The following is a 15562-nucleotide window of genomic DNA, read 5'->3' as shown; positions in this document are numbered from 1 at the left end:
AGATGATGTCTAGTAACACGTTTCTTCGATTACCGGTCACTCTGATGTCATCAGTAATGGGTGTTGCTGGACTGGCTACCGCAGCTAAAGCTTCTGGGATCAACGCTCTCGCACCTACCGTTACTGCGGTAGCGGTAGGTGCCATCGTCATGCTGCTGATCTTTACTTTGAGTTTATTCGCAAGGTATAGGAAAAAACCGACGCAATATTTTGATGAAATGGCGAACATGGTAAGTCGCAATTTCCTATCATGCGGTACGATTTCTCTATTCTTGCTTTCTGGGCTGTTTAACAGCCCAGCTCTTTGGATGCTTGGCGCGGTAATTCAAGTTCCGCTGTTTATTTTCATCCTTACTCGCTGGGTATATAGCTACGAAAACCTGCTGATAACCTTTAATCCAACATTTTTGATCCCGCCATTGGCAAATGTAGTCTGCTCTATCTTTGTTCCCGAATGGTTTAAAGGATTCGGCTACTTTATGTTTTTAGTGGGTATGTTGGTTGGCGGAGGGGTTTATCTGGCATTATTGTCGCGATTAATCAAAAAATCATTTATCGCCAAACCCTTATATCCGACCTATTTTATTATGATGGCGACGCCATCAATGTTTTTCTTGGGGCAGCAAACCTACGCGATTAGATTATCGGCTGTAAGTGTGGGCTACTATCTCTGGGCAGTTATCGCATCGATAGCACTATTGCTCAATATAAGAAAAATCATTGAGACCAACTTTAGTTTGGCCTTTTGGGCTTTTACTTTTCCGATGGCGGCATTCACAACAGCAACATACCAGTATATTCAATTAACAGGTGCTTCACTTTGGATTGGACATTGCCTATTGGCAATGACATTTTTAATTTTGCTGAATGTTATTACAAGAACGGTATTAAACCGAAAGCGCCTCTTATTGCCGCAGTAAATATTTATTATCACCAATTATTAGGGCATGGCGATAAAGCCATGCTGGAAAACCATACCAGGAGAGAACAATGCGATTGATACCACTACAAAGCTGCAGCCAGGTTGGCAAGTGGGCGGCAAGACATATTGCCAAGCGCATCAATGACTATCAACCAACTGCAGAGCGTCCGTTTGTTCTCGGCCTACCGACCGGCGGCACGCCACTGGCGACCTATCGTGAGCTGATTCAAATGCACCGCGAAGGGGATGTCAGTTTCAAGCATGTCGTTACGTTCAATATGGACGAGTATGTCGGGATCACAGCGGATCACCCACAGTCATACCGCACATTCATGTTCGACAATTTCTTTAACCATATTGATATTCCGCGAGAGAACATCAACCTGCTAGACGGTAATACCGGTGACAACGAAGCGGAATGCCAGCGGTATGAAGCGAAGATCAAAGCCTACGGGAAAATACATTTGTTCATGGGGGGAGTAGGTAATGACGGCCATATTGCTTTCAACGAACCGGCCTCCTCGCTGGCCTCGCGGACACGAGTGAAGACCCTCACCGAAGATACCCGTATCGCCAATTCGCGATTCTTCGACTCCGATATTCATCAGGTGCCAAAATCAGCCCTGACAATTGGGGTCGGCACCTTGTTGGACTCAGAAGAAATACTGCTTTTGATCACTGGCCACAACAAGGCCCTGGCGTTGGAAGCGGCTGTGGAAGGATCGGTAAACCACCTATGGACAGTATCGGCACTTCAGCTACACCCAAAGACCGTTATTGCGTGTGATGCGCCGGCCACCCAGGAGCTGAAGGTCAAGACGCTGAGATATTTTACCGAGCTGGAAGCACAAAGCATCAAAGGGCTTTAACACCAGTATCAACCGGTTATTCATGTGCTGTAGATTGGGTGATTTACTCAATTCAGCCGATGACCGGTTTTTTCTATGTTCGTTATACGTTAGCGCTTAAATTACTCAGTCGCCATTTGTGTGTATTGTCACTCACCGTGAATAAACAGCATGCTAAGTTACGGCTTACTTCACAAATTATGAAATTAATAATGATTAACTGACGTAATGTCATGATCTCATATTTTAATTAATACTCATCTGCGCGATATTTTGAGGTTGGGCAATGCATCAATGGAACTATGATGATTATTATTTATGGCATTAAGAACAACCTCAACCCGATAAAATCGAGACTTTCCGACGTTATTCAATATTGTATGAATAGGGAGCTTGGACTACCAGACGATAAACGTTCTCATCGCTTTTTCCCTATGGAAAAAGAAGACTTTTATTACCCCGGTAGTCGAAGTGATGCCTATACAGTCATTGAAATAAACATGATGCAAGGGCGCAGAGACGAGACAAAGAAGGCATTAATCAAATCATTATTTACTGAGATTGAAAATACTTTGGGTCTGTTGCCTGTTGATATTGAAATTATTATCAAGGAGCAGCCTGCACACTGCTGGGGTTTTCGGGGTATGACCGGTGATGAGGTCACTGATCTTACGTACCAAGTGAAGGTGTAATTATCTTGGTAAACGATTAAATAACAAGGAGTGTTATGTTTCCACTTGACGTTTTTTTTGCCTATACGCTGGCTTGCGTGTTATTAGTGATCTCTCCGGGACCTGACAACTTACTGGCTATTGGTCGAGGGTTAAGCCAGGGAAAGCTCGCAGCGGTTGTGTCGGGTTGCTCTTCTGGTGCCGGTATTCTGTTTCATGTTTTTGCCGCAACCTTTGGGCTTACCTTATTAATCCAAACCTCTGAGGTGGTTTTCTATATAGTCAAAGCGATTGGTGCGGCATATTTAATTTGGTTGGGAATTAAAGTATTACGATCCAGGAGCCTATTTACGCTCGAGGCAGCAAAAGAACAATCATTAAAAACGATCTTTTCAACAGGGTTCTTTTCAGCGGCTCTTAACCCCAAACCAGGTATGTTTGTACTGGCGTTCGTTCCTCAATTTGTTAATCCTGAACTGGGCTCGGTGACTGTACAGATGGTTGTTTATGGGGTGTGGTTTGCCGTGCTGACAGCGATGGGGTTCAGCATGATGGGGGTGTTCTCATCACGGCTTAGCTGTTGGCTCAGTAAAAAGCCAAAGTTTGTGGCTGGCTTAAATATCGGTGCTGGCGTCACGTTTATAACGTCTGGCTTGGCTGTCGCGTTGATGAAACAGAGATGATAGGCACCTAACGGGGAAATTAATCGTATAGACCGGGCATTGTTATAAACTCCTGATTGAACTAATGGCTAATTTCAGTATGATGGCCGGCTTTTCTTGGTTCGGAGGATAACATGTTTATCGGTTTTGATTATGGCACGGCCAATTGTTCCGTAGCTGTCATGGAGCATGGCCAGCCACGCATGTTGGCTCTGGAAGGTGAAAACAGTTTCATCCCTTCGACATTATGTGCACCAACTCGAGAAGCGGTAAGTGAGTATCTTTACCGTTATATGGGCGTGCAGCCCGTTGATGACTTGGGTGAACAGGTTCTGCGCCGCGCAATAGCCTTTAACCGTGAAGAAGACATTATTGTCGAGAAAGGTGATTTGCTTTTTGGTCAAGCCGCCCTCGATCTGTACCTCGAAGATCCTGAAGAAGTCTATTACGTAAAATCCCCTAAATCATTCTTGGGCGCTAACGGTTTGCGCGATGTGCAAATCCGTTTTTTTGAAGATCTGGTCTGTGCCATGATGAGCAATATCAAGTGCAAGGCAGAAGCCCAGCTAGATAAAGCCATCACCAGTACCATGATTGGCCGTCCAGTCAATTTCCAGGGCTCCGGTGGTGAAAAAGCCAACCAGCAGGCGGAAGCGATATTGCGCCAGGCAGCCAAGCGAGCCGGCTTTGAACACATTGAGTTTCAGTTCGAGCCTGTCGCTGCCGGCCTTGAATACGAAAGCACTCTGACAGAAGACAAAACCGTGTTGGTGGTCGATATCGGTGGCGGTACGACAGACTGTTCAATGATCCAGATGGGGCCAAGTTGGGCAGGTAAAGTCGATCGTACCGATAGTTTACTGGCCCATACCGGTTTGCGCGTTGGCGGTAATGATCTTGATATCTATCTGGCTTTTCGCCAAATTATGCCGCAACTCGGGTTGGGGAGTAAAACCCAGAAAGGGATTGATATGCCGATCGGTCAATTCTGGAACCCCATCGCCATCAATAACGTGGTTGCCCAAACGGATTTTTATGGCTCAGCCAATCTTGCGGTATTGAAGCAGCTACAGCGCGATGCTGCTGAGCCTGAAAAGTTGCTGCACCTGCTAAAAGTGTATCGTGAGACTCTGGGCTATCAGCTTGTGCGAAAAGCCGAAGAGTGCAAGATTGCACTATCTGACTCACCGGTACATAGCCTAGCGCTGTCGCATCTATCTTCTTTACTTGAAGTTGAAGTTAGCCAGCAGCAAATGGCTCAGGCGATTGAAGCGCCAAGAGTACACATTAGCCAGCTGGTAACCGATGCCATTGAGCAAAGCGGTATTAAGCCTGATGTCGTCTATATGACAGGGGGCACAGCACGCTCGCCGATCCTGCGTGCTTGTATCGAGCAGCAATTACCGGGAATACCGGTTGTGAGTGGTAGTTATTTTGGCTCGGTCACTGCCGGACTGGCCCGCTGGGCTGATCATTGCTTCAAATAATCCAAATGGAGCAATAAAAAAGCCTGGCTATTGATAGGCAGGCTTTCATTTTACATCTTGTTGCTTAAATAAAACTGCGCATTAAGGCTTCTTCACCCAAGCGCTACACCAGCCATTGGTGTTGACGGCTTTGCCGGGGAAGATAGCACAAGGACGCCACTCGTCTCCCTCATTACCCTGAATAAGGGCACAATTACCACAATGTTTTTCACTGTCTGCTGCTTGATGAACGTATTGAAGGGCTTTTGCTTGAGGGTCATCCTCAGTCAGTTGGGGCAAGTCTGCGGCATGAGCAGGCTTAACCAATAACTCTTTACCAACAGTAATACCGATGATACTGGCAAGCCCAAGTTTGAGGAAATTCCTTCTATTTGCAGTGTATTTCATATTACTACCTTTCTTATTGCTCACAATTAACGACTTTGTTTTTAGTTTTTGATCTGACTTTTTATGTTGCTATACAAGAGTAATACGGATCACAAGGTAATGTTGGGTCAAAAATGTGATGATATTAATCTGTTTGTTATATTTTGTGGTTATACTTTGCTCAGGTGTTGGTCGTGGTAAGGGGAGGCCATTGATTGATAAGTGAACAGTTAGTGGTGAAAGCTATCATGCAGTGAGTAACGTACTGACAAATAAGGCTTGATTTGAAACAAGATTTTACAGGTTGGTTTAAATTAAGGGTTGCAACATTTTTTTTACAAGCGCATTATCTTGCGTCGAATGCAGCGAGTCATAAGGATAAAAAATGGCAAATTTGTTTTTATTGGATATTGATGGGGCGCTGGTGGATTCACATGACCTAGAGTTGGATTGTTATGTTAAAGCAGTCAATGAAGTGCTAGGAATTGAAATGGATACAGACCTAAGCCAATACGCCAATCTGACGGATGCAGGTGTATTAGACGAGCTCATCGCTAAATACGCTATTGCCGAGAGTCGATCACTGATTCATCGTAAAGTAGAAAATCGCTTTTCCAGTTTGGTTCAACAAGCTATCAAGGAATACCCAGAGACAGTGAGTGAAGCGATGGGGGCGAAAGCATTTTTGACAAAAATGAAAGATCTCCAAGATACATATATTGCTATCGCGACCAGTGGCTGGGCATCGACAGCGAAATTGAAACTGCGTGCAGCAGGTTTTGATGTTAGTAATCTGACTTTTACCTCAGCATCTGATGCACTAAGCCGAACTGAAATTATGGCGTTGGCTGCTTTTCGTGCCAAGCAAGACTCTGGTGTTGTATTTGAACGCCGTGTTGTGTTTGCCAAAGGGGATCGTAACAAGCATGCATCACAAGAGTTGGGCTACGATTATGTTGAAGTTGGTATCGTTAATGGTCCCCACACGCATATTCCGAATCTTGCGCATTATCAGGCGGCATTTTCGCGGCTAGCTTTGTCGGCATAACTGTTTAGCGCCCACAGGTTAATGGCGATCGATAACGGCGCTGGCTCTGAGTGAGACAAAATCAACGGTCATATCGCTACAGATGATTAGGTAGAAGGCTCTATAAGTTCTATGCTAAATGTGAGTAAGCAGCGGACTTGGAGTTATATCACATGGATGAGAAGTGGGTTCTGCAATGGTTTAATGATGTTTGGTCTAACGCTAACAGTACCAGGCTACAGGCGTTAGCTACCGATCCTTTTCATTTCCACGTCCCCGGTGGAAAGAGCTACCTGCTCAGTCATACTGAGTACCTCAACTTTATTACGGTGTGGGGGCAGCGGTTCAGAGATGTTACCTTCCGAATTATTGATACGGTTAGCGATGACAACAAAACTGTCGTTGTTTACCAATGTCATGCTCTGTATTGCGGGGGATGGGCAAAGATCCCAGCGAAAAAACAAAAAGTCATGATGACAGGGATGGCTTACTTCAAACACCAAGGGGATAAGATTGTTGATTGCCGTCTCGAGGACAGTAGCTTTGATGTATACCAGCAACTAACCCGGCGTCTAGAATAAAAAACACCCCTCGATGTTTTTGTCGAAGGGTGTTTGGTCAACGGACTGTGCGCTGGGTGTTATTTTTAACTCACCGCATTCAAATTGTTTGTGCTTGCGTTGGTGGATTCAGTTGTTGGAAAAACGCTTTGGTTTCCGATACAACCACGTCACGTAGCAAGATCAAACCAATTAGGTTCGGGACAGCCATCAAGCCATTAACGATATCGGCAATCAGCCAAATCATATCCAGCTTCATAAAGGCGCCAGCCGCAATCAATACCAGGAAGAATACCTTGTAGGGAAGGATAGCTTTTACACCAAATAGGTATGTAACACAGCGCTCACCGTAGTAGTTCCAGCCTAAAATAGTCGTAAAGGCGAAGAACATCAGACCGATAGTGACCATCATAGGGCCAATGAAACTAGAGTCCAACCCGCTGGCAAAGGCATAACTGGTCATCGCTGCACCCGCATAATCACTCTGCCAAGCCCCCGTGACCACCAAAGTAAGACCTGTCATGGTACAAATGATGATGGTATCGAAGAAAGTCCCTGTCATCGAAATCAAGCCTTGCTCTACACAGGAATCTGTTTTTGCTGCCGCGGCTGCCATAGGTGCACTACCTAGGCCCGACTCGTTCGAGAAGACACCACGGGCAATACCAGACTGGATAGCCAGCATGATACCGGCACCAACAAAACCACCTGTTGCGGCATGACCGGTAAAGGCCGATTGCACCACAAGCTGAATAGCCTCAGGGATCGCGCTGTATTGTGAGCCAAGAACAATGACACAGGCAATGATGTAAAACACGGCCATGAACGGCACGACTTTGCTGGCGACGTTGGCAATAGATTTCACACCGCCAAGGGTGACCACTGCCACAAGGAACGTGAGAACCACGACAGTGATTTCACGCGGGATCTCAAATGATAGGTAGGCTGCGTCAACAATGGCATTGGCTTGGGGGAAAGTACCAATACCAAAACAGGCTACGCCGAGTGCAAATACGGCAAACATACGTGCGAGCCATTTTTGACCGGTTCCCTTTTCAATGTAGTACATCGGGCCGCCAAGCATTTGACCGTTAGCATCAACCTCGCGGTATTTCACTGCCAACAGACACTCTGCATATTTTGTTGCCATGCCAAATAAAGCGGCAAGCCACATCCAAAATAAGGCACCCGGACCACCCAGTTTTATAGCGGTTGCAACACCGACAATATTACCGGTACCGATTGTAGCGGAAAGAGCGGTGCAAAGTGCAGCAAAGCTTGAGACGTCGCCGTCTGCCTTGCTGTTTTTATTTCCCTTAAACAGGTAGCCCAAAGCGAGTGGTAGGTAGCGGATTTGGATCAGTCCTAAACGAACTGTCAGGTAAACACCTGTACCTACGAGCAAAAGAAGTAGTGGTGGGCCCCAAACGAGGTTATCAATAGTTTGTAAAAAATTATATAGTGGGTTCATTTTCTCTTTACCTTTAAACATCAAAGGAAGAGATAAAGAACAACAGTTATACCGTTGTGTGGTGTTTCAGAATGTTGGTGTTACTTTCTGTGCTGTTGATCTTATCTCCTCTGTCCTTTTGCCTGAGAGTTTCACCTGAATTCAGGTTTGCTCCTTCGGCGTCCGACTAAACGGATCTCTCCAGAGGCTCCTCCAACAACAGTCCATACCTTTCTCAGTGTTTAACCGAGTAGGGTGCCTGAAAGATTTACTTGCCATTGTTTGCAGTGGCTGCGAACGGGATAGCGAGCTTACTTCTTCGGCGGGCTTGTACTTAACGTTTAAAAACGTGTACGTGCCACTCTCCTGCTGTCTTCATCGGAACTCAAATTTCCCGGACATACTAATAGATAAAAATGAGATTGTCTTCAAAAAAATCAACAAAATGTAAATGGATGATTTGACGTGCCAGATTTTTATGCAGGTATCTTCATTGGCTATGGCCTATTGCGGGGAGGATTCCAACCCACTCGAAATGGCATCAAGTAACTGGTTTTGATGATCCGCGGTGACCTCCCAGATAAACATGCCGCCTAATTGCTGTTGATTGACATAGGTGGCCTTGGCTTTGGCCGAGCGCGGTGATTCGAATGTAATGTAGTCTTTCGATGCCGGATTATAGAGCACTGCAGCTTCAGCTTGTTGATCGTAGAAATAGACAAACCCATTTTCCTCATTGCCAAGGAAATGCTGAGAAAGATCATTGTAACGAATAAAGCCGGACTCTGTGAGTGAAGAGGAGAGGCCATCGATTTCTTTCGCTGTGAGTGCTTCAAGGTTGTTTTCGCTAACATTATCGACGCCTTTCCAGCCTCGGCCATAAAATGGACTGCCAATAAGGATTTTTGTCGCAGGAATCGATTGTTCGAGTAGGTGCTGTACCTGGCTTGAAACCGATAATCCTTCAGGGGTCAATGGTGTTTCATGTAAGTTAGTATGATGTCCAACAATATTGCGCCATGGGCCATGGTAGTCATAGCTCATCAAGTACACCGTGCTTAATAATGGGCTCACTTTGGGCCAGTCGATACTGCCACGGTGCTTTTGGCTGGCATTGTAAGTGATCGATAATTCGTAACTGCTGAGCATTTCGTTGCCCAATTTATCAAGTTCAGCTCTGACACCGTGTAAAAGCTGAGTATATCCTTGTTTTTCTGACTCGCGTTCGTTGAGTCCTAACCCGGATAGCCCATAGCCTCCGGGGTACTCCCAGTTTATTTGCACACCACCAAAAAACGGGTATTTTTTTAACAATGCACGAATGCTACGGATCATGTTTGCCTGATACTGCTGGTTGGCAGTTACGGTATGGAAAGGCTCTGAGAGCGTCCAACCGCCAATACTGGCAATAATAGTTAAATCAGGATTTTGTTCTTTGAGATATTTTAGTTGGCCAAAGTTACCTCGATAGTACGTCTGATGCGAGGTGTTACCACGCAGGTTGGCCTTGAGTGCCGCATGTTCATCCAAGACAACCACATGGCCGATGGGCTTGCCCGCGCACCGTTTTTCCATCAATTGCTGGATGTTTTCTGAGGAATGCGTGACTGGACCACAGACGGCAAGAAAGGCATAAACTAAATGCGTGGCGTTGTCGATAGCCAGTTCGCTGAGGACAGGAGAGGCTTTTTGATAAATTTGCCAGTCGGGATAGTACAGTACAAGTTGCGGTACATGAGCAAGGCTAAATGATGACTGGGCGAGAACACAAAAAGCGATAAGCGAGCGCTTTAATATACACCTGAATCCGCTTTTTGCCATTGATTCCACCTTCTAAAATAATCATTGTTCAAGTTGTCAGGATAAAATGTCAGAAGTCACGTAACTAGTGCGAGTGGGCTTATAAAAATGTGACATTGGTTGGATATGATATGACGGAGTATATGGGAATGTGTTGATATGGTCTCTTTCTTGCTTGGAGGCTCCGGCGCTATAAATTTGCGGTGTGTGTGGCGAAAAAGAGCAAAAGATAATTTTAAGAACATACGAGATAGAACATTTAAATAGACTTTTTTAGAATTAAAATATTTTTGAAATTCGAATTGGCTATATTAGAGTGCCTTGTAAAGGCATTTATGTGCTTTAACTCGTTGAAGTCATCACAATAGCAGATTATTTTGAGAAAATAGCTTTAAAGTTGCAACAAATTCGCCGTCTGGAATTTTTTGGGTTTATAGACGTTAATTATCAATATGACGTCACTTTTTTGACGGACATAAAACTATAAATGATGCGACGAAGTTTTATGACAAGGAGAGTTTATACAGACATGCGTTTGTAATTTTCTTAACAGATTAAGGTGAAGCTGTGATATGGGTTAGTTGTAGCCACTTCGATAAAGTGGCAGAAGCGAAAGAAAACCTTAAGATGTCACATGATGTGGTGGACGTCTCACCTTTTGAGCTGTTGTCAACCATGACAGGTCAGGAGCTGATCTTCCTTGAAGTCGTAGACTCAACGTCGAATGGTTTTGAATTGTTGCAGTCGGTGAAAGGCCGTTTCCCGCAGACCAAGGTTGTGGTGGTCTATCACAGTCTTGATGCCGATCTTGCCTTGAATGTCCTCCGAGCTGGTGGTGAGGATGTGATTGCCGCCAACGCAACTAAACAAGAGATTGATGCGTGTTTCAGCAGGCTTCATACCCACAATGTTGTTGCCGAGCCGGTACAGGGTTATGAACAGCGTGAACTGTCAATCAGGCCCGCATTGAAGATCATCGATGAGAACATCAGCTCACCGTTAAGGGAAGAAGATCTCGCCAATGCTTGCCATTATTCTCCCACTTACTTTTCACGTCTGTTTCACAACGTGATGGGCGTTACTTTGAAGCAGTACATTATCAAGAAGCGGCTTGACTTAGCTTGTGGGTTACTGAGCTCTGACAGAGAGAAAATATCTCAGATTGCCCACTCAACAGGCTTTAAAGATGTCTCATATTTTTCTCGAGTTTTTAAGAAACACATGGGGTGCTCACCAGGTGAGTTCAGGATGCGAAAACACAACCTCCATACCTGACGGCATATTGGGATGATTACCCCTTAATAACGGGAGGTAATCACATTTGGACAAAGAACAGCCTATCACTTATGGTGGTAGGTTTTTTTTTGCTTTTATTGAGTGTTAAATCGACAGATAGAGATAATCGGCCTCGCAATATGCTTTGGTCTGCATATAATAAAAATGAGATGTTAGTTCAGAAAATGTTTTCGGTAAAAATGGAATGACAACATATTTCGATATTCTGGGAATAGAAAAGAATACACCAGTGGCTGATGTAAAGCGGCGATATAAATTTCTTTCAAGCCGTTGCCACCCTGATAAAGGGGGGTCAAAGTCAATGATGCAACTGGTTAGTCAGGCTTATGAAAAGGTGTTGTCTGGACATGGCGATGAAGAGGCGCTAAAGACGGTCTACCTCAAGTCTAATGAACAAGTCCAGATATGGCAGAAAAAATGCCAGCAGCTTGAAGAAACAAACCAGGTCCTTCAACAACGTAATAAAGACCTGGAAAAAAGACTCCAAGCTGCGCTTGAACAGCCAGAAGATGGAAAAAAATATAGGCTGATGATGGAAGAAGATATGCAGGTGCTGCGCCGTGAAAATCGCCGTCTGCAATCTAAAGTGGATAGCCTTCGCCGTGAAAAAGGCAGTGACAAGACAGAGGTTACGAAAGCTGATTTATCAGGGCAATTAGTGACGGCCTCACAAAAGTTAACACCCGCTGTAGCCAAACAAATTAAAGCCATCGGCCAGAGCCGGTATTGGACGCGCTTGGCGATGTTTGCGGCACCCGTCGCTTTGGTATGGCTTGCAATGGGGCCTGCGAAAGAGCCGTTGCTGAATGGATGGAATAGCCTTAACCCCGAGCCTCAAAAAGTCAGTAAGCCGACTATACGCCTGCTTCACCATGATCCAAATGAGAGCGAAAACCCAAGTTCGGCGAAGGCTGAGTTGCCGTCGAGCGTGGTGATTGAAAAAGAAGTGATTTTACCCCGTATACAAATGAGCAATGATGCAGGTCTATGGCACCTGAGTAAGTTCGAAAATACGGCGAATTACTATATCAGTGTACGCAGTGAAAAGGGTTCATATGTGGTTAAAAGCTGCCAGGGTGATTTTCAGTACTACAAAAATACCTTACAGCGTTCGGGGAGGATGGCCGCGAACCTGATTTATACTCGTGATGAGCGGCATTTTGAAATTTACGATATTCCTTATGGTAATGGCTCATTTGCCCATAATTGGGCTAAGAGCAAAAGCTTACTGATCAATAACGAATACTTTCCAAATGACAACTTTTCTAATTCATACAGTATGTTACAGAAATACTGCCAGTAATAAAGAATGACGGGCACGCCCGTCATTCATCCTTTCAACGATTATCCAATCATCGCTCGATCATCCTAGCTGTTGTGCTTAGCTTGGTTGCCATTCCACGTTGCGGACCGCTAACGGTTTGTACTTCACTGCCAGTTTGAACGCAGCAGGAACAAAGTAAAATGAGACCAGGGTCGTGAGCAAAGTACCGCCTGCAATCGTGACGGCAAAAGGAGGCCAGAAACCGCCACCGGATAGGATCAGTGGCATGAACCCCCCAATTGTCGTGATTGTTGTTGAGGTGATATGTCGGGTACAGCTCATTACGGCGACAACGATTGCATCTTGGTTACCTTCACTGGCTTGTGGGCAGCTCTTCAGTTCAGCCAGAATCACGATGGCAGCATTAATGGCTAAGCCGACCAGACCGAGTAAACCGATGATAACGGTAAAGCCAAACGGGTAGCCAAATGTGGCGACTGACAGGAACCCCAATCCTGCTGAAAGTATTCCGACGAAGAAAATAACCAGACTTAAGCGGAATGAGTTGAATGACAGTACGACAACCATAACGAGCAAGGTGATCACCATCGTCAGGTTTGCCATCAAGTTACCGACAGATTCATCTCGTTCTGCCGACTCACCACCAAACTCAATGGTGTAGCCACTTGGCATCGTTGAACGGTATTCATCCAGTTTTGCCTGAAAAGGCACCAGCGCAGTTTGTGGCAGCACACCAGCCCGAATATAGCCTTCAATCACGTTTACACGTTGCCCGTTACGACGGGGTATCGCCCCTCGGCTAGGGGTGAGAGACAAATCGGCGATAGCAAAAACAGGTAACCCGATGAGATCACTGTCGGCTTGTATGGGCAGCGGTAGGCTGCTCAACTGGCTCATATTCTCACGGTTGTGATCGCTAACCCGAACCCGGACAGGGATCGATTCTGTCGACTCGATAATGCTGCCGCTCAAACGGCCTGTAAAGGTGGCTTGGAGCAAATCAGCAAAGCCTTTGAGGGTTAGACCACTGAGCTGGCTCGCCTCCTCGTTTACGTTGAGCCACACCTTTGGTGTTCCCGGTTGTAGCGTTTCTCGGGTATGGGTGACGTTTGGTGTGTTTGCCATGATCAGACGAATGTCTTCACCAATCGCTTTGAGCCTATCAAGGTTCGGGCCATAAAGCCTGACTTCAAGCGGTGCATTGAACGGAGGACCCTGTTCCAGTTTTCTAACAAGGATCTGGGCATGAGGCATTTGCGTATCAAGATCAGCCTGAAGGGGCGCTATGATGGTGTTGGCCAACTCGAAATCACGGACCTTGACCATTGCCTGGGCAAAATAAGGTGCACCTTGCTGGCGACTGACGAGGTTGTAATAGAATGAGGGGAAGTTGCCGCCGACTATCCAGCTGACCTGCTCGACGCCCTCATAGCTTGCCATGATATCGTCCACCTGCTGAGTGGCTTCCGAAGTAGCAAAAATGCTGGCTTGCGGAGGTAAGAATAGCTGTATTTCGAACATATCCCTATCAGAGGGCGGGAAGAACTGCTCGGTTAGTTGCGTTGCCGCCCCAAAACCGGTGAATGGCAGAATACACACCAGACCGGCGGTAAGCAGTGGGTGTTTGATGGCCAAACGAATGGTGCCAGCAAAGCGTTGGCTCACCGCAGGAATAACAATACCAGTATGGTACCAGCGTTGACCCTGATTGGTCGTAGGTAATAGGCGGGAAGCAAAGCCGGCGACCAGCGTGTGGGAGATCAAGTATGATCCAACCAACGAGAAACATACGGTTACGGCAATCGCTCCTACGAACTCTCCAGCCGGGCCTGGCATGAGGAAGATCGGTGCGAAAGCCAGTACTGTTGTCAGGGTCGAACCAAGCAGCGGGATCCATAAATGCTGGATTGCCTGCAGTGCCGCTGTAATCTTTTCTTTGCCCTGTTGGCGATAATGTTGAATGGTATCGACCATCACAATGGCGTTATCGACCATGATACCAAGGGCAACAATCAGACCGGTGACTGACATTTGGTTGATAGGCAACCCTGTGAACTTCATCATCGACAGGGTAACAAGGCTGGTTAACGGTAAGGAAACGGCCACGATAATGGCAGAGCGGATCCCCAAGGTCAGTAGCAATACGACTAAGATAATTGAAAAACCAAGCAATAAACTATCGGTAAGATCAGATAGGCGGGTTTCGGTATAGCTTTCTTGCTCGAAAATGACATCGACAGAAATATTAGAAGGAAGCTGCTGCTGGAATTGTTCCAACAGTTTATTCATTCGTTCAGTCCATTGATCAACACGTAATGTTGGCTGCATGCGGGCAGCCACAATCATCGCAGGCTTTCCGTTTACAACGCCCATTTTAGCGGGGGGGGATGCTGCCTTTCGCTCAACCTCTGCAATATCTTCGACTCTGATCAAAAAACCATTGTCATCCATCGCTATTGGTACACGGCGAACTCTGTCTAGGGTATCCAGTGAATCAGACACTTCTAAGGCAAAGCGATGATTGCCATTGATCAGTTCACCGGCTGAATTTTTCGCATCCGCCTGATCGATAGCTTGCGACAAGGAAATGGCAGAGCGGCCAAGTGCGCTGGTTGCCGCAGGATCAAGCGTGACCTGAATTTCTTCATCAGGCAGGCCATAAGTATCGACGAACTCTACACCGCGCATGATCCGCATCCGGTTGCCAAGTTCAATGGCATAGCGGCGTAAGGTCAGTAGGTCCGGCTGGCTTTCACCTTGCCAAGTGAGGGCTGTGATCATGGTGAAGGCATAGCCATGGTCACTTTCTAATTCGGGTATTGTGGAGCCTGCAGGCAACGAAGGTGTCACATCTGAAAGCTTATCCCTTGTTCTTGACCATACAGGCACAGAATCGACGATATCATCATTGAGTACAACTTGAATGACGGATATGCCGGGTCTGGATACCGACGATAGCTCTTTAATCTCTTCCAGTTGACGCAGTTCAGTTTCTATCTTCTCGGTGATAAGCGCTTCAACCCGTTCGGCTGTTGCCCCCGGGAAGTGGGTAATGATGCTGGCATGACGGTTATAGATCACCGGATCTTCAGCCCTAGGTAGCGACGTCATTGCCGAGAGGCCTGTCACGACCAAGAGTGCAATGGCTAATATTAACAGGCGGGTATTGCTGATAATGGCTTCCATCT

The 15562-nt window shown here is 46.1% G+C and carries 13 protein-coding genes and 1 riboswitch; of the genes, 9 read left to right on the top strand and 4 right to left on the bottom strand.

Annotated features, from left to right (window positions below):
* Positions 1-2: 2 nt before the first annotated feature.
* The 5 genes from C9I99_RS07010 to yegD all read left to right on the top strand — a co-directional run bounded on the left by C9I99_RS07010 (position 3) and on the right by yegD (position 4590).
* A complete protein-coding gene (locus C9I99_RS07010) occupies positions 3-920 on the top strand; it encodes an SLAC1 family transporter (RefSeq protein ID WP_107348155.1) in 918 nt (305 codons plus the stop codon).
* A 70-nt stretch (positions 921-990) separates the two neighbouring features.
* Entirely contained in the window at positions 991-1791 is an 801-nt protein-coding gene (nagB, locus tag C9I99_RS07005; RefSeq protein WP_107348154.1) for a glucosamine-6-phosphate deaminase, read from the top strand.
* Positions 1792-2075: 284 nt separating this feature from the next.
* Positions 2076-2462: a tautomerase family protein gene (locus C9I99_RS07000; protein ID WP_107348153.1), complete on the top strand. Its 387-nt coding sequence runs from the start codon at positions 2076-2078 to the stop codon at positions 2460-2462.
* Positions 2463-2497: 35 nt separating this feature from the next.
* Positions 2498-3124, top strand: a complete 627-nt coding sequence (locus C9I99_RS06995) for a LysE family translocator (RefSeq protein WP_107348152.1) — start codon at positions 2498-2500, stop codon at positions 3122-3124.
* Between the two features lie 113 nt (positions 3125-3237).
* A complete protein-coding gene (gene yegD / locus C9I99_RS06990) occupies positions 3238-4590 on the top strand; it encodes a molecular chaperone (protein ID WP_107348151.1) in 1353 nt (450 codons plus the stop codon).
* A gap of 81 nt (positions 4591-4671) precedes the next feature.
* Here yegD and C9I99_RS06985 read toward each other — a convergent pair whose 3' ends face one another.
* Positions 4672-4977: a high-potential iron-sulfur protein gene (locus C9I99_RS06985; protein ID WP_107348150.1), complete on the bottom strand. Its 306-nt coding sequence runs from the start codon at positions 4975-4977 to the stop codon at positions 4672-4674.
* A 364-nt stretch (positions 4978-5341) separates the two neighbouring features.
* Here C9I99_RS06985 and C9I99_RS06980 point away from each other — a divergent pair, with 364 nt between their 5' ends.
* Positions 5342-6004: an HAD hydrolase-like protein gene (locus C9I99_RS06980; RefSeq protein WP_107348149.1), complete on the top strand. Its 663-nt coding sequence runs from the start codon at positions 5342-5344 to the stop codon at positions 6002-6004.
* 152 nt (positions 6005-6156) lie between these two features.
* The gene (locus C9I99_RS06975; RefSeq protein WP_107348148.1) at positions 6157-6564 is read left to right on the top strand and encodes a nuclear transport factor 2 family protein; all 408 of its coding nucleotides are present in this window, start codon (positions 6157-6159) and stop codon (positions 6562-6564) included.
* A gap of 79 nt (positions 6565-6643) precedes the next feature.
* Here the strand turns inward: C9I99_RS06975 and C9I99_RS06970 are convergent, their stop codons facing one another.
* Entirely contained in the window at positions 6644-8014 is a 1371-nt protein-coding gene (locus C9I99_RS06970) for an alanine/glycine:cation symporter family protein (protein ID WP_107348147.1), read from the bottom strand.
* Between the two features lie 100 nt (positions 8015-8114).
* A riboswitch (glycine riboswitch) is annotated at positions 8115-8208 on the bottom strand.
* Between the two features lie 289 nt (positions 8209-8497).
* Entirely contained in the window at positions 8498-9814 is a 1317-nt protein-coding gene (locus tag C9I99_RS06965; RefSeq protein ID WP_107348146.1) for a glycoside hydrolase family 18 protein, read from the bottom strand.
* A gap of 546 nt (positions 9815-10360) precedes the next feature.
* Here C9I99_RS06965 and C9I99_RS06960 point away from each other — a divergent pair.
* Together C9I99_RS06960 and C9I99_RS06955 are read left to right on the top strand one after the other, a co-directional pair.
* Complete coding sequence (locus C9I99_RS06960; protein WP_107348145.1) at positions 10361-11068, top strand: helix-turn-helix domain-containing protein; 708 nt, start codon at positions 10361-10363, stop codon at positions 11066-11068.
* Positions 11069-11273: 205 nt separating this feature from the next.
* Complete coding sequence (locus tag C9I99_RS06955) at positions 11274-12392, top strand: DnaJ domain-containing protein (protein ID WP_107348144.1); 1119 nt, start codon at positions 11274-11276, stop codon at positions 12390-12392.
* Positions 12393-12470: 78 nt separating this feature from the next.
* Here the strand turns inward: C9I99_RS06955 and C9I99_RS06950 are convergent, their stop codons facing one another.
* Complete coding sequence (locus C9I99_RS06950; RefSeq protein ID WP_107348529.1) at positions 12471-15560, bottom strand: efflux RND transporter permease subunit; 3090 nt, start codon at positions 15558-15560, stop codon at positions 12471-12473.
* Between the last annotated feature and the right edge of the window lie 2 nt (positions 15561-15562).

The organism is Photobacterium lutimaris (assembly GCF_003025555.1).
GTDB classification, from domain to species: Bacteria; Pseudomonadota; Gammaproteobacteria; order Enterobacterales; family Vibrionaceae; genus Photobacterium; species Photobacterium lutimaris.
The sequence above is the reverse complement of the archived record's forward strand: the minus strand, read 5'-3'. Positions and strand labels throughout refer to the sequence as shown.